Source organism: Azospirillum sp. TSH64 (assembly GCF_003116035.1).
Taxonomy (GTDB): domain Bacteria; phylum Pseudomonadota; class Alphaproteobacteria; order Azospirillales; family Azospirillaceae; genus Azospirillum.
The window spans coordinates 618,364-640,040 of record NZ_LGQW01000015.1 but is presented as its reverse complement, the minus strand read 5'-3'; the positions used below and the strand labels follow the sequence as shown (position 1 = coordinate 640,040).

At 70.1% G+C, this 21,677-nt stretch carries 14 protein-coding genes; 9 read left to right on the top strand and 5 right to left on the bottom strand.

The features are described from left to right. Positions 1–45: 45 nt before the first annotated feature. The 3 genes from TSH64_RS04335 to TSH64_RS04325 all read left to right on the top strand — a co-directional run bounded on the left by TSH64_RS04335 (position 46) and on the right by TSH64_RS04325 (position 3,398). On the top strand, positions 46–1,620 hold the full coding sequence (locus TSH64_RS04335) for a HAMP domain-containing methyl-accepting chemotaxis protein (protein WP_109095713.1): 1,575 nt from the start codon (positions 46–48) through the stop codon (positions 1,618–1,620). A 43-nt stretch (positions 1,621–1,663) separates the two neighbouring features. Further along, entirely contained in the window at positions 1,664–2,425 is a 762-nt protein-coding gene (locus TSH64_RS04330) for a 5-oxoprolinase subunit PxpA (protein WP_109095712.1), read from the top strand. Between the two features lie 208 nt (positions 2,426–2,633). Further along, on the top strand, positions 2,634–3,398 hold the full coding sequence (locus TSH64_RS04325; RefSeq protein WP_348770319.1) for a porin: 765 nt from the start codon (positions 2,634–2,636) through the stop codon (positions 3,396–3,398). Positions 3,399–3,461: 63 nt separating this feature from the next. On the opposite strand, the gene TSH64_RS04320 is transcribed toward TSH64_RS04325, so the two are convergent. From TSH64_RS04320 to TSH64_RS04305, 4 genes are all read right to left on the bottom strand, one after another. Then, positions 3,462–4,133: a hypothetical protein gene (locus tag TSH64_RS04320; protein ID WP_109095710.1), complete on the bottom strand. Its 672-nt coding sequence runs from the start codon at positions 4,131–4,133 to the stop codon at positions 3,462–3,464. Between the two features lie 88 nt (positions 4,134–4,221). Beyond that, positions 4,222–5,364: a cysteine desulfurase family protein gene (locus tag TSH64_RS04315; protein ID WP_109095709.1), complete on the bottom strand. Its 1,143-nt coding sequence runs from the start codon at positions 5,362–5,364 to the stop codon at positions 4,222–4,224. Positions 5,365–5,428: 64 nt separating this feature from the next. Then, positions 5,429–6,766 carry a sorbosone dehydrogenase family protein gene (locus TSH64_RS04310; protein ID WP_109452264.1) on the bottom strand — a complete coding sequence of 446 codons (1,338 nt, stop codon included), beginning with the start codon at positions 6,764–6,766 and terminating at the stop codon, positions 5,429–5,431. A gap of 108 nt (positions 6,767–6,874) precedes the next feature. Next, entirely contained in the window at positions 6,875–9,052 is a 2,178-nt protein-coding gene (locus TSH64_RS04305) for a tetratricopeptide repeat protein (RefSeq protein ID WP_247872746.1), read from the bottom strand. Between the two features lie 149 nt (positions 9,053–9,201). Between TSH64_RS04305 and lptF the strand changes: the two genes are divergently transcribed. The 3 genes from lptF to TSH64_RS04290 all read left to right on the top strand — a co-directional run bounded on the left by lptF (position 9,202) and on the right by TSH64_RS04290 (position 12,027). Beyond that, a complete protein-coding gene (gene lptF / locus TSH64_RS04300; RefSeq protein ID WP_247872745.1) occupies positions 9,202–10,380 on the top strand; it encodes an LPS export ABC transporter permease LptF in 1,179 nt (392 codons plus the stop codon). Further along, positions 10,377–11,387, top strand: coding sequence for a glycosyltransferase family 9 protein (locus tag TSH64_RS04295; protein WP_109095707.1), 1,011 nt, complete (start codon positions 10,377–10,379; stop codon positions 11,385–11,387). Before lptF ends, TSH64_RS04295 begins: the two co-directional genes overlap by 4 nt. A gap of 88 nt (positions 11,388–11,475) precedes the next feature. Further along, positions 11,476–12,027, top strand: a complete 552-nt coding sequence (locus TSH64_RS04290; RefSeq protein WP_109095706.1) for a flagellar biosynthesis regulator FlaF — start codon at positions 11,476–11,478, stop codon at positions 12,025–12,027. Between the two features lie 81 nt (positions 12,028–12,108). Here TSH64_RS04290 and TSH64_RS04285 read toward each other — a convergent pair whose 3' ends face one another. Then, on the bottom strand, positions 12,109–14,154 hold the full coding sequence (locus TSH64_RS04285) for an NAD(+) synthase (RefSeq protein WP_109095705.1): 2,046 nt from the start codon (positions 14,152–14,154) through the stop codon (positions 12,109–12,111). Between the two features lie 358 nt (positions 14,155–14,512). On the opposite strand from TSH64_RS04285, the gene TSH64_RS04280 reads away from it, so the two are divergent. From TSH64_RS04280 to TSH64_RS04270, 3 genes are all read left to right on the top strand, one after another. Continuing rightward, entirely contained in the window at positions 14,513–17,542 is a 3,030-nt protein-coding gene (locus tag TSH64_RS04280; RefSeq protein WP_247872744.1) for a chemotaxis protein CheB, read from the top strand. Beyond that, positions 17,539–20,178, top strand: coding sequence for a PAS domain S-box protein (locus TSH64_RS04275; RefSeq protein ID WP_109095704.1), 2,640 nt, complete (start codon positions 17,539–17,541; stop codon positions 20,176–20,178). The genes TSH64_RS04280 and TSH64_RS04275 overlap by 4 nt, the downstream gene beginning before the upstream one ends. A 148-nt stretch (positions 20,179–20,326) precedes the next feature. Next, positions 20,327–21,649: a CHASE3 domain-containing protein gene (locus tag TSH64_RS04270; protein WP_109095703.1), complete on the top strand. Its 1,323-nt coding sequence runs from the start codon at positions 20,327–20,329 to the stop codon at positions 21,647–21,649. Positions 21,650–21,677: the final 28 nt, after the last annotated feature.

Sequence of the window (21,677 nt, the reverse complement as noted above, 5' to 3'; positions counted from 1 at the left end):
CTTTCGCTTTCCAACGCCCCAAAACCCACAGATGGAGTGGACCTGATGCTGCAGCGTGTGGGCCGTACCCTTGCCATGCGTGTCGTCGTTCCCATCGCCCTGATGGTTACGGTCATCAGCGCGACCGGCATAGCCGCCGTCGTCACCGTCAACCGCGAGGATGCCCGCAGCGCACTGGAGGACAAGGCGGCGGTCACCGTCCGCGTCATCGCCGGCGGGCTGGCGGAGCCGCTGTGGAACGTCGATGCCGAATCCGCCGCGGCACAGCTGGCGGCACTCACCAACGATCCCGACTATCTCGGCAGCCGGGTGCTCGATCCCAAGGGACAGGTCTTCGCCAAGAGCGGCACCGTGTCGGACGGCGACCCGTCGGTGCTGGTCCGCAATGCCGACATTCTGCGCAAGGCCGGCAGCCGGATGGACAGGCTCGGCACCGTGGAGATCCACCTGTCGCCCCGCCGGGCCGAACGTCAGGCGGCGGAGCGGGCGTGGCTGCTGGCCGGCGGCGGGCTGGCGGCGCTGGTCGCGCTGTGCGGCGTGCTGTTCCTGATGGTGCGCGGCGCCACCCGGCCCATCGTCCGCCTGACCGGGGTGATGACCCGGCTGGCCGCCGGCGAGGGCGCGGTCGATGTGCCGTCGCTCGACCGCCGCGACGAGATCGGCCGCATGGCCGCAGCCGTCCAGGTCTTCAAGGAGCAGGGCGCGGCCAAGCAGCGGCTGGAGGCCGAACAGGTCGAACTGCGCCGGCAGGCCGAGGCGGAGCGGCATGCCGCCATCGCCGCGGTCGCCGACGATTTCGAGCGGCGCGTCGGCAGCAGGCTGGGCGAGGTGATGCGCACGACCGACGGCATGGGGCTCGCCACCCGCAGCCTTGCCGGGGTGGCGGACCACAACGGGCAGGTCAGCCGGCAGGCCGCCGGCAATGCCGCGGCGGTGAATGCCTCGGTCGACGGCATGGCCGCCGCGGTGGACGAGCTTGTCGCCTCCATCCGCGAGATCTCGGCCCAGGCCCAGCATTCGCAATCCATCGCCGACGAGGCGTCGCGCCGCGCCGGCCGCGCCACCGATCAGGTGGCCGGGCTGGTCCAGGCGTCGGACCGGGTGTCGGCGGTGGTGACGCTGATCCACGCCATCGCCAAGCAGACCAATCTGCTGGCCTTGAACGCCACCATCGAAGCGGCGCGCGCCGGAGAGGCCGGCAAGGGCTTCGCCGTGGTGGCCGGCGAGGTGAAGGCGCTGGCGACCCAGACCGCCAAGGCGACCGAGGACATCGAGACGCAGATCCGCGCCATCCAGGGCTCCACCGGCTCCGCCGCCGACGAGATCGTCGAGATCGCCCGCGTGGTGGAGAGCCTCAGCCAGATCAGCGCCTCCATCGCCGCGGCGGTCGAGGAGCAGAACGCCGCGACGGCGGAGATCGGCCGCGGCGTCAGCGAAGCCGCACAGGGCGTGCGCGCCCTGCTGGGCGACGTCAACGCCACCTCCGAAGTGGCCGGACAGACAGGCGACGCCTCCGCACAGCTCGACACCGCCGCCGGCATGCTGACCGACCAGATGGGGGCGATGCGCAGCGAGGTTGCCGGCTTCATCCATTCCCTGCGACAGTCGGATGCGGCGTGAGAACGCCGGGGGTCTTCTGACGATTGAACGAGCGAGAAACGCCATGCCGAGCATCGATCTGAACTGCGACATGGGGGAAGGGTACGGCGCCTGGACCATGGGCGACGACCGGGCGATGCTGGACATCGTCACCTCCGCCAACATCGCCTGCGGCTTCCATGCCGGCGATCCCACCATCATGGCCGACACCGCCCGGCTGGCGGGGGAGAAGGGGGTGCGCATCGGCGCCCATCCCGGTTTCGAGGACCGCTCCGGCTTCGGCCGCCGCGTCATGCGCGGCATCACGGCGACGGAGGTCGAACGGCTGGTCGCCTATCAGGTCGGCGCGCTCCAGGCCTGCGCCGCGCTGTCGGGCCGGCGGGTGACCCATGTGAAGCCGCACGGTGCCCTCTACAACATGGCGGCGGTGGAGCCGGATCTGGCCGGCGCCATCGCCCGCGCCGTCAAGGCGGTGGATTCCGCCCTGCTGTTCGTCGTCCCGCCGCTGAGCGCCATGGAGCGTGCCGGTCAGGATCTGGGCCTGCGCGTGGCGCGCGAGGCCTTCGCCGACCGCACCTATGAGGATGACGGCACCCTGACGCCGCGCACGGTGGCCGGATCGGTGATCCACGACCCGGAACTGGCGGCGGCCCGTGTGGTGCGGATGGTGCTGGACGGGGCGGTGGAGAGCCGGCACGGCACCCGGCTGCCCATCGTGGCCGACACCATCTGCGTGCATGGCGACACGCCGACCGCCGTCGCCATGGCGGCGACCGTCCGACGCGCGCTGGAGGCGGCAGGGGTGACGGTGAGCGCGGTGGTCTAGCCACTGCTGCTTGCCAGGGCAGCCGTCCCGACCTGACGCTTCCCGCATGACGCGAGTCACTCGAACTTTTTGCATCGCAGCATGCAAAAAGCTGGTCACAGTTTTGTCAGAATTTTAGACGAACATCCCTCAAACCGGAAAGGATACATAGAGCCGTATCGACCAAACGGACAGTCGACCATCGGCCGAACAGCACAGGGCTTGTCAAATGAAACGAAACATTTCCATGCCTATTCTGGCGGCAATGGCGATTTTATCGGCAAGCGGCGCATCTGCGGATATCCTATACCAAAAGGGTAGTTTTTCAGATCAGCGCCATTTCTTGGCTGTCGATGTCTCGTGGGGGGAGCTGGAGATCGGGCAGGCCGACAGCGCCCGCAACCGGCTGGTCGGGGCGGCGGCCGTTCCGGCCTCCACCGGGGCCGGCAGCCGGACGGCGAAGCTCAGTTATTACACCCCGCCGCTGCGCGGCTTCGAGCTGGGCGCCAGCTACACCCCGATGCCGCGCGGTGCCGGCGACATGCCCGACCCGCGCGAGGCCATGCATCTGGTGGAGGCGGCGGTGCGCAAGACCGTCCTCATGGGCGGCATCAGCACCCGCTTTTCCGCCGGGACCAGCCGGGCGCGGGTGCGCAGCGACAGCCGCCGCCTGCCGCGCCAGTCCTGGATCGTCGGCACCCAGTTCGCATGGCAGAGCGTGACGCTCGACGGCGACCTGCGCCAGCAGCAGGAGTCCGACGGCGTGTCGGTGCGCAGCCTGAACGCGGCGCTGGCCTATGGGCGCGGCGACATGACCTTGTCCTTGCAGGCGCGGCGGACCTTGCCGGAGAATGGTGCCGCCAGTGGCCATTACCTCGCCGATCTGGCCTATCGCATCACGCCGCAGTGGCAGGTGATGGCCGACACCAACATCGACACCGGGGCCGACTCCCTGGGTGCCGTGGTCAAGGTCGGCGCGCGTCTGGTGTTCTGAGCGCGACGGACGGGGCGGGGGAATGACGTCTCCATCCCCCCGCCGCAGCCGGTGGCGAACCGCTCAGTTCGCCGCGAAGCAATAGAGCAGCCCGGCGCCGCCGGTGCTCTTCAGCGCATCCTGGCTGCAGCCGCCGCGCGAGGCGTGCGAGGAGTTCCAGGACTTCGCCGGCGGCTGCTCGTCCAGGCCCATGCGGTCATGGTGGCCGAGCATGGCCGCGCCCTCGGTGCCGCTCTTGGTCCAGTTGCCGCAGGTCATGTCCTGGCCGGCGGGGAAGGCGGTGCCGTCAGGCTGCGACCCGGTCAGGATGTCGTGCGTGTTGGGCTGGTCGCCGCGGCCGTTGATCGTTTCGCCCTTCTCGTTCAGCGCGGTCTGCTTGGTTAGGGCGTTGGTGCCGTGCAGCTCTTCGACCGAGCGGGCGACCATTTCGCCCTTGGCGTTCTGCCAGGGGCCCTTGCCGATGCGGTCGCGCGCGTTGACCGCCGGCTGGCCGTCGGCGGCCTGGGTGCTGAGATAGGCCCGCCATGTGCGGCTGCCGGCGCCCGCCGCCTGGGCCAGCTGCTGGCAATGCCCGTCGGCGCCGGCCAGCCCGCCGAGATCGGCGCCCTTGCCGGTGCCGGTGCTGGTGACGAAGAAGGTCATGGCGGACGGGCCGGCCTGCTGCGCCGACGCAGCCGCCGGGATCGCCAGCAGGAAGGCGGCCGCCGCCGCGGTCCGGATGCTCGCACCGATCATGGTTTCTCTCCCTTTGCCGTTGTTATTGCCCGCCGGATCAGCCCTTGCCGGCGGAGCCAGTGGGAAGGAGACGCTTCGGCCTGGCGATTCATTCCCCCGGCTTCGCCGGATTCAGCACGGCGGACCCTATCGCGGCCACCAGCCGGTCCGCCGCCTCGTCCACCTCCGCGACCGTGGTGCCACGGCCCAGCCCGAAGCGCAGGCTGGCATGGGCGTCCGCCGCGGACAGGCCGAGCGCCAGCAGGACATGCGACGGCTCGCCAGCCCCGCTGTGGCAGGCGGACCCGGTGGCGACGGCAAGCTCCGGCAGATCCAGCAGCAGGTCGGCAGCGTCGATGCCGGGGACGGTGACGTTCAGGCAGCCGGCCAACCCATCCGCCGCCCCGTTGCGGAGGATGCCGGGCAGCCGGTCCCGTAGGCGCTGCCAAAGCCGGTCGCGCAGCGCGCCGATGCGGCGGGCGTCTTCTTCCCGCCGCGTCCGAGCCAGCCGGCAGGCGGCCCCCAGCCCGACGCAGAGCGGCGTCGGCAGCGTTCCCGCCCGCAGGCCGCGCTGCTGTCCGCCGCCGGCTGAGGCCGGGACCGGCCTGAAGGGCGGCCGGACGATCAGCGCGCCGATGCCCATCGGCCCATACAGCTTGTGCCCCGACAGGCTGAGCCCATGCAGCCCGAGCGCCGCCATGTCGAGCGTGCGCGTGCCCAGCGCCTGCACGGCGTCGCTGTGCATCGTCGTGCCGTGCCGTGCGGCGACCGCGGCCAGCTCCGCCAGGGGCTGGACCGTCCCGACCTCGTTGTTGGCGGCCATCACCGACACCAGCGACGGGGTCGGCAGGCCGGCCAGGGCGCTGTCCAGGATGGCCGGATCGACCCGGCCGCTGCCGTCGACCGGCAGAACGGCCACTGGATGGCCGCGCCGCCGCAGTTCGGGCAGGCAGCCGAGGATGCTGGCATGCTCGACCGCCGAGACGACGCAGCCGCCGCCCGCCGGCACGCCGCCAAGCACCGCCAGCGCATTGGCCTCGGTGGCGCCGGAGGTGAAGACGACCTCGCCCGGCTGTGCGCCGGCCAGGGCGGCGACCTCGCCCCGTGCCTGTTCGATGGCGTCGGCGGCGCGCCAGCCGGCCGGATGGGCGGCGTGCGGGTTGCCGGCCGCGTCAATCCGCATCCAGGGCAGCATCGCCTCCAGCACCTGCGGATCGAGCGGCGTCGAGGCCAGATGGTCGAGATAGATCATGGCGCAGTATCGCGCCGATGCGAGAGGAAGGGGAGGGGGATGGCCGCCTCCCCTGCCGGGACTATCACTTCGCCGGCTGGTCCGGCCGCTCCGCCGACTGTGCGGTCGCGGTGCCGCCGACGCGCCAGATCGCGTTGCCGACATCGTCGGCGACCAGCAGCGCGCCCTTGCTGTCCAGGATCACACCGACCGGACGGCCCTGCGCCTTGCCGTCCTTGTCGAGGAAGCCGGTCAGCACGTCCACCGGCTCGCCCGCCGGCTTGCCGTTGCGGAACGGCACGAAGATCACCTTGTAGCCGCTGGCCGGGTCGCGGTTCCACGAGCCGTGCTGGCCGATGAAAACGCCCTCCTGCAGATTCGGCGGCAGATCGCCCTGGCGGGAGAAGGTCAGGCCGAGCGAGGCGGTGTGCGGCCCCAGCGCATAGTCGGGCGGGATCGCCTTGGCGACGAGGTCGGGGCGCTGCGGCTCCACCCGCTGGTCGACATGCTGGCCGTAATAGCTGTAGGGCCAGCCATAGAAGGCGCCGTCCTTCACCGAGGTCATATAGTCGGGGACGAGGTCGCTGCCGATCTCGTCGCGCTCGTTGACGGCGGTCCACAGGACGCCGGAGGTCGGCTCCCAATCCATGCCGTTCGGGTTGCGCAGGCCGGACGCGAAGATGCGGTGCGCCCCGGTCTTCAGTTCGATCTCCCAGATGGCGGCGCGGCCCTGCTCCGCCTCCATCCCGTTCTCCCCGACATTGCTGTTGGAGCCGACCGTGGCATAGAGCTTGGTGCCGTCACGGCTGGCGATGATGTTCTTGGTCCAATGGTGGTTGATCGGCCCGCCCGGCAGATCGACGACCTTCACCGGCTTGGCGGTGATCCGGGTGTCGCCCTGCTTGTAGGGCACCTTCACCACCGCGTCGCTGTTGGCGATGTAGAGGTCGCCGCCGACCAGCGCCATGCCGAAGGGCGAATTCAGCCCTTCGATGAAAGGCTCGCGGACATCGGCCTTGCCGTCGCCGTCGCTGTCGCGCAGCAGGGTGATGCGGTTGGCGCTCGGCGTCTTGGCGCCGGCCTTGCCCATCACCAGACCCATCACCCAGCCCTTGATGCCCTTGCCGTCCTCCGGTTTCGGCGGGGCGTTGGTCTCCGCCACCAATATGTCGCCGTTGGGCAGCGCCAGCATCCAGCGCGGATGGTCCAGCCCGGTGGCGAAGGCGGTGAGGCTCAACCCCTTGGCCGCCACCGGCTGCGCGCCCTGCGGCCAGCCGATGGCGTCGGCGATGTTGACCGTCGGGATCAGCGTGGATTTCGGCGCCGGCAGCGTCGGGTTGGGGCCGGTGCCGGCCGACACCGGCAGCGACGCCTGATCGCCGCATCCGGCGAGCGACAGGACGGCGACCGTCGCCGAAAGCATGAAGGCGAGCCGTGTGGTGCTGTGCATGCGCCGAAATCCCGCGTCTGTGGGCCTGAGGGGGTACCCACGTTCAACGCCGGTGCATTCGGGTTGGTTCCGCCACAGCCCTCAGTGCGGCAGGGCCAGGGCCCGCAGGTCCGCTGCCAGGGCGGCAGCCAGCGTCCCGCCGTCGCACAACGGCCCGGCGGCCATGCGGGTCCGCAAAGTGCGGCGCAGCTCCGCCAGCCCCTGCCGGTCCGCGGCCCAGGCGACGGCGCGCTCGACGTAATCGGCCGGATCGGCGGCGATGCAGCCCTCCACGCCGGCCACCGACAGGAAGGCCAACGAATGGCGGCTGGAGAAAGTCTCGCCCGGCAGGGTGACGACCGGCACCCCCATCCACAGCGTCTCCAGCGTCGTGGTGCTGCCGGAGAAGGGGAAGGGGTCGAGCGCCACATCGACCGACGCGCAATGGCGCATATGATCCAGGCTGCCGGTGGCACCCACCATCGTCACCCGGCCGGGATCGATGCCGGCGGCGGCCAGCCGGCCGCGCCACAGCGCGGCGGTGTCGGGACAGGACAGCGCCTTGGTCTTCATCAGCAGGCGCGACTCCGGCACCCGGCCCAGGATTTCCGCCCAGGCCGCCAGCACGCCGTCGTTCAGCTTGGTCAGGATGTTGAAGCTGCCGAAGGTGACCGGCCCGCCCGACAGGCAGGGCGGCGGCGTCAGCGGCAACTCGTCGTCGCTGCCGGGCGGATCGTAGGCGATGAAGGCGTCGGGCATGCGCAGCACACGCTCGGCATAGAAGGCCTCCATCCCGTCGGGCACATGGTGGCGGTCGGCGATCAGCGCATCCATCGCCGCCAGCCCGGTGGTCGCCATATAGCCCGACCACGCCACCTGCACCGGGGCCGGCTTGCGGGCGAAGAGGCCGGGACGGCCGCGGGCATTGTGGCCGGCGAGGTCGATCAGCACATCGGGCCGGTCGTGGCGAATCCGCGCCGCCAGTTCCGCATCCGTCAGGCCGGCGACCGGAGTCCACTGCGCCGCCGCCCGGCGGAAGCGGTCGGTCACGTCGTCGGATTCGCTCTGGTTGGCGTAGAGCAGCAGGCGGATGTCGTGGCCGGGCAGCGCCTCCACCGTGCGGAGGGCGAACAGGCCGGCGGGGTGGCGGCGGAAGTCGCCGGACAGGATGGCGACGGTCAGCGGCCCCTTGCGTGTGCCGGGGCGCGCGCCGGCCTTGCCCGGCTTCACCCAGCGCCCGCGGTGCGGCGTGCCATGCACCCGGTCCCAGTCGCGATGCGCCTCCAGCACCGCCGCCGCCGTCACCCCCGGCCGGAACAGCAGCAGATAGGCGAGGTTGGAGCGCACATCGGCCAGCGTCGGATCGAGCACCAGCGCCCGCCGGTTCCCGGCCTCCGCCGCGTCGAGCAGCCCCTGGCCCTGGCGGACAAGGGCGAGGTTGGCCAGCGCCTGGGCCAGCGCCGGTTCCCAGGCCAGCGCCGTCCGGTAGGCGGCGGCGGCGGCGCCCAGCCGGTCGGCGCGATGGCGCACCTCGCCCAGCCGCAGCAGGCAGTCGGCCAGATCCGGCCGGGCGGCCACGGCATGGCGGGCGGCAAGCTCGGCGCCGTCGCGGTCGCCCAGCGCCAGCCGGGCCGCGGCGAGGTTGGACAGGGCCGGAGCATGGTCGGGGCGCAGCGCCAGCGCGCGGGCCAGTTCAGCCGCCGCCTCCCGCGGGCGCTCCAGCGCCAGCAGCAGGGCGCCGCGGTTGGCATGCGCCTCGACGAAGGTCGGTTCGTCGGCGAGCGCGGCGCGGTAGGCATCGTCGGCGTCCGCCCGCCGGCCCAGTGCGGCCAGCACATTGCCCAGGTTGAAGCGGGCGCGGGCATAGCCTGGACGGCGCGCCGCCGCCTGCCGGAAGGCGGTCGCCGCCTCCTCCAGCCGGCCCTGAGCCTCCAGCGCGTTGCCGAGATTGTAGAGCGCCTGGGCGAACTCCGGCCGCAGGCGGACCGCCTGCCGGTGGGCGGCCACCGCTTCCTCCAGCCGTCCCAGCGATTTCAGCGCACTGCCGAGATTGTCGTGATAGTCGGCGACCCGGTGATTGTGCTGGATGGCGCCGCGGATCAGGGTGACGGCGCGGTCGGGCTGGCCGGATTGCAGATGGACGACGCCCAGCAGGTGGGCGGCGTCGGCATGGCCGGGCAGGGCGTCCAGGACAGCGTGATAGAGCGCCGCCGCTTCGCCGAGCCGGCCGGACTGATGATGCGCCACCGCGGCAGCCATCGCTTCCTGGATCGTCGCCATGACGACCGTCATACCGGCTGGCGCGGGCGGGCGCCAGCGCTTTCCCGGTCCGAGGGGCACCCGTGTGGGCGCGCGCGGTTTTCAACACTTGACCCGGCGGGCCGGGGCGGTCAGCTTGCCGGCCGTATACAGCCCCCGGCCGATCCCCGATGAACCGACTGCAACGGTACCTGTTCCGCAACCTGCTGATCGCCACGCTCTATTCGACGGCCGGCCTGACGCTGACCATCTGGCTCAGCCAGTCCCTGCGCCTGATCGAGATCGTGGTCAGCGCCGGCGCGCCGATGGGCATGTTCCTGTGGCTGCTGCTGCTGACCGTGCCGACCTTCCTCGGCATCGTGCTGCCGCTGGCGCTGGTCGGGGCCATCCTGTTCACCTACAACAAGATGGCGACGGACAGCGAGCTGGTGGTGATGCGCGCGGCCGGCGTCGGCCCCTTCTCGCTGTCGACCCCGGCGCTGGCGCTGGCGCTGGGGGTGATGGCCGTCGTCTTCACCCTGAACATCTGGATCACCCCGGCCGCCCACCGCGAGCTGGTGCGGATGGAATACACCGTGCGCAGCGACTATTCGCAGCTGTTCCTGCGCGAGGGCGTGTTCAACGAGGTCGGCGACCGCTTCAGCGTCTTCCTGCGCGACCGCGATTCCGACGGCAACCTGCACAAGGTGCTGATCCATGACGGGCGCCAGCCGGACAAGCCGGTGACGATCATGGGCGACCGCGCAGTGATGCAGACCGGCCCCGACGGCACGCGCTTCGTCGTCTATGACGGCAACCGTCAGGAACTGGACCGCAAGACCAACCGGCTGTCGCAGCTGTTCTTCGACCGCTATGCCGTCGACCTGAAGGCGGTGGCGCCGCAGGCGGCGGACCGCTGGCCCGACGCGCGCGAGCGCACGACGGCGGAGCTGATGGACGGCAACGTCCCCGCCCAGGACGACCGCATGCGCCGCGGCCTGATCGCAGAGCTGCACCACCGCTTCTCCTCGCCGCTGCTGGCCCTGACCTATGCGCTGGTGGCGCTGTCGGCGCTGCTGTCGGGGGAATTCAACCGGCGCGGCCAGTCTTCCCGCGTCACCATCGCCGTGCTGGCGGTGATGGGGTTGCAGGCGGGCGCGCTGGGTCTGACCAGCCTTGCCGGCAAGGCGACCGTCTTCGTGCCGCTGATGTACGCCATGCCGCTGGCGATGCTGCTGCCGCCGCTCTGGGTGATGTCGCGCGGCCTCAGCCTGCGTCCGGGACGCCGGCAGGGCGCGCCCGATGCCGACCCCCATGCCGGTCCTGATGCCGGCCCCGATGCCGGCCGGGCCGGGTCGTCGGCGTCATGAGCCGCATCCTCTTCATCACCTCCAACCGTCTGGGCGACGCGGTGCTGTCGACCGGGCTGCTCGGCCACCTGACCGACGCCTATCCGGGGGCACGGCTGACCGTCGCCAGCGGGCCGCTGCCGGCGCCGCTGTTCCGGTCGGTGCCGGGGCTGGAGCGGCTGATCCCGCTGGCGAAGCGCTCCTATGCGCGGCACTGGCTGCGGCTGTGGCTGGAGTGTGTCGACACGCGCTGGGATCTGGTGGTCGATTTGCGCAATTCGGCGGTCGGGCGGCTGGTGCCGGCGCGGCGCCGCGTCTTCCACGCCAAGGCGGCGCGCCCGATGCACAAGGTGGAGGAAAATGCCGCCGTGCTGGGCCTGTCGCCGCCGCCGGCCCCGCGCCTGTGGATCGACGCGGAGGCGAGACGGCAGGCCGATGCCCTGATCCCCGCCGGGACCGGGCCGGTCCTCGCCATCGGGCCGACGGCGAACTGGCTGGGCAAGGAATGGCCGGCGGAGCGCTTCGCCCGGCTGGCCCTGTGCCTGACCGGGGAGGGCGGTCCGCTGGCCGGCGCCCGGGTGGCGGTGCTGGCAGCCGGGCCGGAGCGGGAACGGGCGCAGCCGGTGCTGGCGGCGCTGGGGCCGCGGGCCATCGACCTGACCGGCCGCACCGACCCGATGGCCGCCGCCGCCTGCCTGGAGCGGGCGGCGCTCTATGTCGGCAACGACAGCGGGCTGATGCACATCGCCGCGGCGGCGGGCGTGCCGACGGTCGGGCTGTTCGGTCCCGGCTATCCCGCCATCTACGGCCCCTGGGGGCCGCGCGGCCGGGTGGTGGTCAGCAGCGTCCCGCAGCCGGAATTGCTGGCCTGCGTCACCGCCGACCCCAACGCCCGCGGGCTGATGGACGGCATCGACGAGGACCGGGTGGCGGAAACGGCAGCCTCACTCCTCTCCGAAACGCATAGAACTTGTGACCAGTTTGCGTCAGGGTCCTCCGCACCGGCCGAACTACCCCCGTTGCGTTGACAAAGCCGGTCGGATAACCGACACTTCCGGGACGAAGCAAAGGGGCAGGTCCGCCCCCACCGGATGGGTTTTCCCCCGAGGGTTTGGAATGAAGCCGACTCCCACCTACGCCAACAAGCCGACCTCGGACAATCCGCGCGACGTCGAGGCTTGGGCCCTGGCGGAAGCGGCGCGCCGTATCATCGCCGCCAGCCATGCCAAGGACGAAAAGGCCTACCGCGAGGCTCTTCAGCTGAATCAGCGCCTGTGGACGATCTTCCAGGCGGCGATCACGGAGGAGGATTGCGGCCATCCGCCGGAGGTCCGCACCAACATCGCAGCATTGTCGCTGCTGGTCGACCGCGAGACCACCAACCGTCTGATCGACCTGGATTTCGGCAAGATCGACACGCTGGTCAACATCAACCGCAACGTCGCCAGCGGCCTGACCGCCCAGGGCCAGTTCATCGCCGCCCAGCAGGCCACCCAGCCGCATCCGGGCACGCCGCAGGCGGCCGCTCCGCAAGCGCCCCAGGCCCCGCAGGCCGCGCCGGCGCCGGGACAGCCGCCGGCCGGCATGCGCCCCGCCGTGCCGCCGCGCCCGATGACCGCCCCGGACGCCGCCCCGGTCAACCGCGAGTCCCTGCGCATCTCGATCTGACCGCCATCGCGGACGATCAGGAATCGCCACCGACAGAAAAAAGGCCGGCGCTCCGATGGGGCGCCGGCCTTTTTTGTCCGCTCACTCCGCCGGAACCTCGCGGTCCAGCTCCTCCAGCCAGATGCGGGCGTTGCCATCCGACGGGGCGCGCCAGTCGCCGCGCGGCGACAGCGAGCCGCCGGCGGTCACCTTCGGGCCGTTCGGCATGGCCGAGCGCTTGAACTGGCTGAACCCGAAGAAACGGCGCAGGAACACCCGCAGCCAGTCGCGGATCTCGGCCGGGCTGTAGGCGCGGCGCTTCTCCAGCGGGTAGCCCTCCGGCCAGTCGCCCTTTTCGGCATCGGACCAGGCATGGCGGGCCAGGAAGGCGATCTTCGACGGGCGGAAGCCGTAGCGCAGCACGTAGAACAGGGTGAAATCCTGCAGATCGTACGGTCCGATCACGGATTCGGAGCTCTGCAGCGCCTTGTCGGAACCGGCCGGCACCAGCTCCGGCGAGATCTCCGTCTTCAGGATGGCGTCCAGCGTCGCCGAGACCTCCTGCTGGAACTGGCCGGTGCGGCCGACCCAGCGGATCAGATGCTGGATCAGCGTCTTCGGCACGCCGGCATTGACGTTGTAATGGGACATCTGGTCGCCGACGCCATAGGTGCACCAGCCCAGCGCCAGCTCCGACAGGTCGCCGGTGCCGAGCACGATGCCGTTGTGCTGGTTGGCGAGGCGGAACAGGTAATCGGTGCGCAGGCCGGCCTGCACATTCTCGAAGGTGATGTCGTACACCGCCTCGCCGTGGGCGTAGGGGTGGTCCATATCCTTGAGCATCTGGTTGGCGGCCGGCCGGATGTCGAGTTCCCTGGCCGTCACCCCCAGCGCCGTCATCAGTTTCCAGGCGTTGGACTTGGTGCCCTCGCTGGTGCCGAATCCCGGCATGGTGTAGCCGAGGATGCCGGTGCGCGGCAGGCCGAGCCGGTCCATGGCACGGGCGGCGACGATCAGGGCATGGGTGCTGTCCAGCCCGCCCGACACGCCGATCACCACCGTCCTGATCCCGGTGGCGCGCAGCCGCTGCACAAGGCCGGCGACCTGGATGTTGTAGGCCTCGTAGCAGTCCTGTTCCAGCCGTTCGGCGGCGGCGGGAACGAAGGGCAGGCGCGGCACCACGCGCAGCAGCCCCACATCGGTCTCCGGCGCGTCGAGCCGGAAGGCGACGGTGCGGAAGCCGCCGGTGGCGCCGGGGTACAGGCGTCGGTTGTCGTCGAAGGTGCCCTGGCGCAGCCGTTCCTGCCGCAGCAAGTCGAGATCGACGTCGGCCACCGCCATCTGGGAGCCGTCGGGGAAGCGGTCGGTTTCCGCCAGCTTCTCGCCATTCTCGAAGATCGAGGTCTGGCCGTCCCAGGCGAGGTCGGTGGTCGATTCCCCCGTCCCGGCCGAGGAATAGAGATAGGCCGCCAAGCAGCGCGCCGACTGCGACTTCGCCAGCAGCCGGCGGGTGTCCGACTTGCCGATGGTGATGTTGCTGGCCGACAGGTTGGCGAGGACCGTCGCGCCGGCCAGCGCCGCCATGGTGCTGGGCGGGGCCGGAACCCACAGGTCCTCGCAGATCTCGGCATGGACGACCAGACCGGGCTGGTCCTCGGCGGAGAACAGCAGGTCGGGGCCGAAGGGAGCGGTCAGGTCGCCGATGCGGATCGTCCCGCCTTCGGTTCCGGCGCCCGACGCGAACTGGCGGCGTTCGTAGAATTCCCGGTAGTTCGGCAGATGCTGCTTCGGCACCACGCCCAGCAGCTCGCCGCGGTGGATCGCCACCGCCGTGTTGTAGAGCCGCCCGTCATACAGCAGCGGCGCCCCCACCAGCAGCAGCGGCATCAGCCCGGCCGACGCCTGCACCAGATCGAGGATCGCCTGCTCCACCGCGTCGATCAGCGGGTCCTGCATCAGCAGATCGTCGATGGCGTAGCCGGACAGCGCGAGTTCGGGGAACAGCGCCACCGCCACCGACTTTTCGTGACAGGCGCGCGCCGCCTCCAGCACCGCCGCGGCATTGGCCGCCGGGTCGGCGGGGGTGCTGCGCGTGGTGCAGGCGGCCACCCGCGCGAAGCCGTGGCGATAGATCGAGGTGAAACTCATGACCCGTTCCCGCTGCTTTGCATGCCATTGACGCCCCAGGATGCGACGCCCCGGGGCAGCAAACATAGCAGGAATTTCGCGCGCGTCAGGTCCCCCGTCCCACCCCATCCCCGGCTTTCCGGCATTCGGTGCGGACTGGTGAGCCGGCGTGCCGGGGCAATGCTTTAGACACGATACATTCGTTATAAAACCAAAGTCAAATCGATGGAAAGATATGGACATTCCAGTTAAATGCACAATGTCGAAGAACGATGGCCTGCGACAGTCAAGTTGACCAAATCAAATGCGTTGGATATAGGCAGGGTCTGGCTTGCACAGACAACCGGCAGGCCGACGCCAGAAGGACTCGTTTATCACCGTGCCAACGGATACGCCCGCCACGCATCCTGACCCGACGCCCGCCGCATCGCCCGATGCTGACGCAGGGGGCGTTCCGGCGGAAGCGGGCGTTCCGGCGGAGACCGGCGCGCCGCCGGAGCCGGCCTGCTGCATCGTCGGCATCGGCGCCTCGGCCGGCGGGCTGGAGGCGTTGCAGCGCTTCTTCGACGCGGTGCCCGGCGACAGCGACCTCGCCTATGTCGTGGTCCAGCACCTGTCGCCGGTGCACAAGAGCCTGATGGTCGACCTGTTGGCGAAGCACACCGCCATGGATGTGGTGCAGGCGACCGACGGCGTTCCGGTCCAGCGCAACACCGTCTATCTGCTGCCGCCGGGCAAGCATCTGAGCATCGAGGACGGCCGGCTGCGGCTGACCGCCAAGGATGCCGGCGGCGGCATGAGCCTGCCGATCGACATCTTCCTGACCGCGCTCGCCCGCGACCAGGGGCCGTTCGCCATCGGCCTGATCCTGTCGGGGACCGGATCGGACGGCACGCGCGGCCTGATGGCGATCAAGTCGGCCGGCGGCTTCACCGCGGTCCAGCAGCCGGAGACCGCCCAGTTCGACGGCATGCCGCGCAGCGCGCTGGCCACCGGACAGATCGACGCCACCCTGGCGCCGGACGCTCTGCCGGCCCGCCTGATCGAGCATGCGCGCAAGACCCTGGCCCGCGCCCGCCCGATGCCGCCGCGCCAGCGGCGCGAGGATGGCGACGACCCGCTGGCCCAGATCATCGCGGTCATCCGCTCCGTCACCGGCGTCGATTTCTCGCACTACAAGCTCGCCACCCTGCTGCGCCGGATCGAGCGGCGGATGCAGGGCGCCGGCCTGGAGTCGATGGACGAGTATGCCGCCCTGCTGCGGCGGAACAGCGCCGAGACGGTCAACCTCTACAAGGAGATGCTGATCGGCGTCACCCGCTTCTTCCGGGACGAGGCGGCCTTCCGCGTCCTGGCCGACCGGGTGATCCCCAGCCTGCTCGCCAACCGCAGCCCGACCGACATGGTCCGCGTCTGGGTCTGCGGCTGCGCCAGCGGGGAGGAGGCCTATTCCATCGCCATCCTGTTCGCCGAGGCGCAGGAAAAGCTGGGGCGCAGCTTCGACGTCAAGATCTTCGCCACCGACATCGACCAGGACAGCATCGAGATCGCCAGCCTGGGCGAGTATCCGCGCGCGATTGCCGAGGACGTGTCGCAGGAGCGGCTCAGCCGTTTCTTCACCGCGCGCGGCGACAGCTACGTGGTGTCGCGCGACATCCGCCGCATGGTGGTGTTCGCCGCCCACAACATCATGCGCGACCCGCCCTTCACCAAGATCGACCTGCTGAGCTGCCGCAACCTGCTGATCTACATGGACCAGCCGTTGCAGCGGAAGGTCCTCAGCCTGTTCCAGTACGCCCTGCGCCAGAGCGGCTTCCTGTTCCTCGGCACCAGCGAGACGCTGGGCGACCTCCAGTCCGATTTCCACACCGTCGACAGCCGCAACAAGGTGTTCCAGAGCCTGCGCGCCGGCTCCTTCCGGCTGTCGCGCCTGCTGGTGCCGACGGTGGCGGCCCCGCTGGCCCGCCATGGCGAGGACGCCGTAAGCCATGGCATGGAGGAAGGGGCGGTCATCGACGAGGCCATCGGCGCGTTGATGAAGGCCTATGTGCCGCCCTGCCTGCTGGTCAACGAACAGATGACCATCATGCATGTCTTCGGCGACGCGTCGTCCCTGCTGAAGGTGCCGGCGGGCGAGGCGACGCTGAACGTGCTGAAGCTTCTGCCCTCCTCGGTCGCCATGGTGACGGGCACGGCACTCAACCGCGCCTTCCGCTCCGGCGAGGAGTTCGCGCTGTCCAACATCCCGGTCAAGGACCGCGAGGGGGTGGCGGCGCTGAGCCTGCGGGTCCAGCCCTATGTCGCGCGCAAGACCGGGCGCCGCTTCGCCCTGGTGGTGCTGGACCGGGCCAACATGCTGCCGCTGTCGGTTCCCGATTCCGACTTCGACCTGAATGCCGACGCCGCCGAGCGCATCCGCGGGCTGGAGCAGGAGCTGCTGTCGCGCGGCGAGAATCTCCAGGCGACCATCGAGGAGCTGGAAACCGCCAACGAGGAATTGCAGGCCACCAACGAAGAGCTGCTGGCCTCGAACGAAGAGTTGCAGAGCACCAACGAAGAGCTGCAATCGGTCAACGAGGAGCTTTACTCGGTCAACGCCGAATACCAGGCGAAGGTGGAGGAGCTGACCGAGATCACCAACGACTTGGACAACCTCCTGCGCTCGACCGAGATCGGCACGGTGTTTCTGGACGGCGACTTCGTCATCCGCCGCTTCACTCCGGCGGCGGCCGGCTTCATCAACATCATCCCGCGCGACATCGGCCGGTCCATCGCGCATCTGTCCACCAACATCGACTATCCCGACTTCCTCGCCGACATCCGCAAGGTGTTCGACGGGCAGGAGGCGGTGGAACGCCATGTCCGGGTCTATGACGGCCGCTGGGTGCTGACCCGCATCCTGCCCTACCTGACCGACAAGAGCCAGATCGGCGGCGTGGTGGTGACCTTCGTCGACGTGACGGAGACCAAGCAGGCGCAGGAGCGGTTGCAAAAGGTGCTGGACAGCCTGCCGGAACACATCGCCGTGACCGACCGCGACGGCCGGATCGTCATGGTGAATGCCGCCTGGCGCGGTTTCGCCCAGCGCAACGGCGCCCCGGCGACCGAGCGCTGCGGCGTCGGCACCAACTATCTCGATGTCTGCCTCAACCCGGAGGCGGCGTCGACGGACAGCATCGCCCGCGCGGTGCATGACGGGCTGCGCCGCATCCTGGACGGCGAGGCCGATGATTTCTCCGTCGAATATCCCTGCCATTCGCCCGATGAACAACGCTGGTTCCTGATGCACGCCACCCGCCTGAACGACCAAGACGGCGGCATCGTCGTCAGCCACATCAACATAACCAACCGCAAGCTGATGGAATTGCAGTTCGACAATGCTGGTAAGGGCGACGGGGGCGACGAATGAGCGAGGATTCCTCCGGCCGACTGCGCCGCCGTGCCGAAACCATTCTCAACGGCGGGACTTTCGAGGCGACGGACGTCACCGCCACTTCGATGAAGGAACTGCTGCACGAGCTGTATGTCCATCAGGCCGAGCTTGAGATCCAGAACGAGGAACTGCGCGGCGCCCAGCAGGCGCTGGAGGCGTCCCGCCTGCAATATCTCCAGCTTTTCCAGTCGGTGCCGCTGGCCTGCCTGGCGGTGAACGCCGCCGGCATCGTCGGCGAGGCCAACGCCGCCGCCGAACGGCAGTTCGGCCTGCCGATGCTGCGGCTGAAGGGCCGCCCGCTGACCCTGCTGCTCGACAGCGTCGACCATAGCCGGCTGTTCACCGCGCTCGCCCGGCTGCGCGACCATGGCGAGTGGGTCCGGCAGGAGTTCCGCTATCTCGGGCCGCAGGGCACGATCATCGACGGGTTGACCGACGCCCGCCGGGTGACGCTGGACGACAGCGACCGCGGCGACGTGCTGCTGACCATCACCGACCTGACCGAACGCAACGCCTGGCTTCGCGAGGTGCAGCAGGCCCGCGACGATGCCGAGCGGGCGCGCGCCGACTATCACCACATCCTCCAGTCGGTCGGCGACGGCATCCTGGGAGTGGACGCCGACGGCCGCATCCGCTTCGTCAACGCCGCGGCGACGGCCATGACCGGCCATCTCGACCTCGACCTGATCGGCCGCCCTCCCTCCGACCTGCTGGCCGGACCGGCGGAGGCCGTAACCGGGCTGCCGGTCGGCGAAACGGACCCGGCGGCATCCCCGGCGGGCGGGGCGGCCCGTGCGCTGGCCCTGTCGCTGACCGACGGCCGGCCGCGCAGCGTCACCTGCGAGAAGCTCCGCCGGGAGAATGGCGGGACGCTGCTGGTGGAGGTCACCATCTCCCCCATGCTGGCGTCCGGCATGCGCCTCGCCCCGATGCAGGAGCGCATTCAGGGAGCCGTCGTCGCCTTCCGCGACGTCACCGCGCGGCGCACCGCCGAAGCGGCGCTGAACCTCAGCGAGCGGCGGCACCGGGTGCTGGTGCAGTCGCTGCACGATGCGCTGGCGATGACCGCGGTCGATGGCCGCAGCCTGCTGGCCAATGCCATGGCCGAGCGGCTGCTGGACGGCCCCGCCGGCGCCCTGCTCGACCCGATGGCGGCGGCCTTCGATGCGGAGGGCAAGGCAGAGAGCCGGGCGGACGGGCTGCTGGCGCCGGCCACCGCCCCGGCCACCATTGTCCCGACCACCGCCGGCCGCCGCTTCATCGACGCCAACGGCAACCGGCTGCATGGGCTGCCCCCCGCGGCGGAAGCGGCGCGCAGCGGCAAGCCGGTGGTCGAGCGCATCATCGGCGTGGTCGAGGGGGAGGAGGCGACTTCCCCCACCCGCTGGCTGCGGGTGTCGAGCCGCCCGGTCGCCGATCCGGCCGGCCATGTCGAGGCTGTGGTGTCCAGCGTCGCCGACATCACCGCGGTGAAGGCGCTGGAGCGCGAGCTGAACGTGGCGCTGGATGCGCGCGAGCGCTTCCTGGCGGCGGCGAGCCACGATCTGCGCCAGCCGGTGCAGGCCCTGATGCTGCTCTCCGACCTGCTGATGAAGGAATCGCTTGCCCCCGGCGCCCGGCGGATGGCGGAGCAGATCCAGTCCTCGCTCGGCGGGCTGGGCGGCATGCTGGACGGGATGCTCGACATCTCCAAGCTGGAAGCCGGGCTGGTCGCCCCCAATCCGGAAACGGTCGACATCGCCGCCCTGCTGGCCCGGCTGCATGGGGAATTCGTATCCGCGGCCGAGAAGGCGGGGCAGGCCCTGCGTCTGGTGGCGCCGCCTCTGACCACGCGCACCGATCCGCTGCTGCTGGAGCGGGTGCTGCGCGCCCTGCTGACCAATGCGCTGCATTTCGCCCCCGGCGGGCGGGTGCTGATCGGGGCGCGGCAGCGCGGCGACCATGTGCAGATCGAGGTGTGGGACACCGGCATCGGCATCGCCGACCAGCACATCGACCGCATCTTCCAGGACTTCTACCAGGTCGGCAACGCCGCCCGCGACCGGCGCGAAGGGCTGGGGCTGGGGCTCAGCATCGCCAAGCGGCTGGTCACCATGCTGGGCGGCACCATCGACGTGACCTCCTCGCTGGGCCGCGGCAGCCGTTTCACCGTCAGCCTGCCCCTGACCGAAACCAGGCCGGACATGACCGACCGGTCCGGCAGCGCCGGCCGCAGCGGGACCGACGACAAGGCCGGGCGGCTGGTCATGCTGGTGGAGGACGACGCCGTCATCCGCATGGCGCTGGTCCTGATGCTGGAGGATTGGAACTATCGCGTTGCGGAGGCCGGCAGCGGGGCGGAGGCGGAGCAGCTGCTGGGCGACCTGATCGAGTCGGGGGAGGAGCCCGACCTGATCCTGGCCGATTACCGCCTGCCGGAAGGGACGACGGGGCTGATGGTGATGGACATGGTCCGCCGCCGCCTGTCGCGCGACATTCCCGGCGTGCTGCTGACCGGCGACACCTCGGCGGACCGGCTGCGGGAGGCGGCCGGCGCCCAATGCGCGTTGCTGCACAAGCCGATCCAGCCCGGCCGCCTGCACGATACGCTGGCGGCGGCGTTGAGTGGCTGACCGTGGCATGGGGCGCACCCCACAATCTCCCCGCAATCCTTCGCCGGTGCAGTTTTTCTTGATTCACGTCAATGCTCCGGACAGATGAAGATCCAGACTGTCCGAACTGTTCGGAGAGGTGAGTGACGGCGTAAAGCGGGGACAACCCATGCCCACCAGGACGGATGCCAGCCTTGCGCGCCGAATGGTGCGCGCCCGTGCCGCCAGACTATCGGCGCTGCTGCTTGGCGGCCTGTTCGTCGGCTTCCTGCTGCTCGTCGCCGTCTTCATCGAATATCGCCGTGCCATCGACTGGGTCGACCACACGCACGAGGTCATCTCCGCCGTCGAGGAGTTGCAATCCACCCTGTCCGACACCGAATCCGGCCAGCGCGGATACCTGCTGTTGCCGGACCCCATTCATCTCGCTGCCTACGAGGAGGGGAGGGAGCGCAGCCACCGGTTGCTGGACAGCATCGGGACGCTGACCGCCGACAACCCGGTGCAGCAGGACAAGGTGAAGGCCCTGCGCGCCCTGACCGCCGACAGGCTGGACCAGATAGCCGGGGTTCTGCGGCAGGTCACCGACGAAGGGCTGGAACAGGCGCTGGCGACCATCCGCGAGGGAAAAGGCGCCTCCACGATGGCCGCGATCCGGCGCCTGACCGCCACCATGCGGGCGGAGGAGGACCTGCTGCTCGCCCGGCGCAGCCGGCATGCCACCATCCTGGAGTTGCTGACGATTGCCTATGGGGCCGTCTTCGTCACCGTCACCGGCTGGCTCTGCTTCTCCACCGTCCGGCGGATGGAGCGGGATTACCAGGCCGAGCGGGCGGAAGGGGAGGCGCTGGCCGCGACGTTGCAGGAGAACAGGATCCTGCTGGACGAGGTCAACCACCGGGTCAAGAACTCCTTGCAGATCGTCGCCAACCTGTTGCGGACCCAGGCGATGCGGCATCGCAGCGACGAGGTGCGGCAGGAATTGCTGGACAGCAGCAGCCGCGTGCTGGCGATCGCCGAGGTCCATCGCCGCCTTTATGGCGAGGGGGCGGTGTACGACACCGTCGAACTGACCGACCTGATCCGCAGCATCGCCGAAAACGCCGTCCCGCTCACCGGCAGTGCCGAACCGGCGATGACCATGGCGGCGGGCACGCCGCTGTCGGCGCCGGTCGACACCGCGGTGCCGGTGGCGCTGATCGTCAACGAGCTGCTGACCAACAGCTACAAGCACGCCTTTCCCGACGGGCGGCGCGGCAGGGTCACGGTGGATATGGCGGTGGCGGGGAACGAGGTCCGCATCGACGTCGCCGACGACGGCATCGGCCTGCCGGAGGGGGTCGCGAGCGGCGGTGGCGGCGGCTTCGGCCTGAACACGGTCCGCAATCTTACGCGGCAATTGAGGGGGCATTTGGAGATCGAACGTTTGACACCGGGGACGCGTTTCCTTTTAACTTTCCCGATGAAGCCGCACACTCCAACCCAGGCGTGATCCTCCCGGCCGACGCGCAGAATTTATA

Excerpts from the sequence above, each read along its gene's own strand:
- TSH64_RS04335 (WP_109095713.1), top strand. The coding sequence starts at position 46 with ATGCTGCAGCGTGTGGGCCGTACCCTTGCCATGCGTGTCGTCGTTCCC.
- TSH64_RS04330 (WP_109095712.1), top strand. The coding sequence starts at position 1,664 with ATGCCGAGCATCGATCTGAACTGCGACATGGGGGAAGGGTACGGCGCC.
- TSH64_RS04325 (WP_348770319.1), top strand. The coding sequence starts at position 2,634 with ATGAAACGAAACATTTCCATGCCTATTCTGGCGGCAATGGCGATTTTA.
- TSH64_RS04320 (WP_109095710.1), bottom strand. The coding sequence starts at position 4,133 with ATGATCGGTGCGAGCATCCGGACCGCGGCGGCGGCCGCCTTCCTGCTG.
- TSH64_RS04315 (WP_109095709.1), bottom strand. The coding sequence starts at position 5,364 with ATGATCTATCTCGACCATCTGGCCTCGACGCCGCTCGATCCGCAGGTG.
- TSH64_RS04310 (WP_109452264.1), bottom strand. The coding sequence starts at position 6,766 with ATGCTTTCGGCGACGGTCGCCGTCCTGTCGCTCGCCGGATGCGGCGAT.
- TSH64_RS04305 (WP_247872746.1), bottom strand. The coding sequence starts at position 9,052 with ATGGCGACGATCCAGGAAGCGATGGCTGCCGCGGTGGCGCATCATCAG.
- lptF (WP_247872745.1), top strand. The coding sequence starts at position 9,202 with ATGAACCGACTGCAACGGTACCTGTTCCGCAACCTGCTGATCGCCACG.
- TSH64_RS04295 (WP_109095707.1), top strand. The coding sequence starts at position 10,377 with ATGAGCCGCATCCTCTTCATCACCTCCAACCGTCTGGGCGACGCGGTG.
- TSH64_RS04290 (WP_109095706.1), top strand. The coding sequence starts at position 11,476 with ATGAAGCCGACTCCCACCTACGCCAACAAGCCGACCTCGGACAATCCG.
- TSH64_RS04285 (WP_109095705.1), bottom strand. The coding sequence starts at position 14,154 with ATGAGTTTCACCTCGATCTATCGCCACGGCTTCGCGCGGGTGGCCGCC.
- TSH64_RS04275 (WP_109095704.1), top strand. The coding sequence starts at position 17,539 with ATGAGCGAGGATTCCTCCGGCCGACTGCGCCGCCGTGCCGAAACCATT.
- TSH64_RS04270 (WP_109095703.1), top strand. The coding sequence starts at position 20,327 with ATGCCCACCAGGACGGATGCCAGCCTTGCGCGCCGAATGGTGCGCGCC.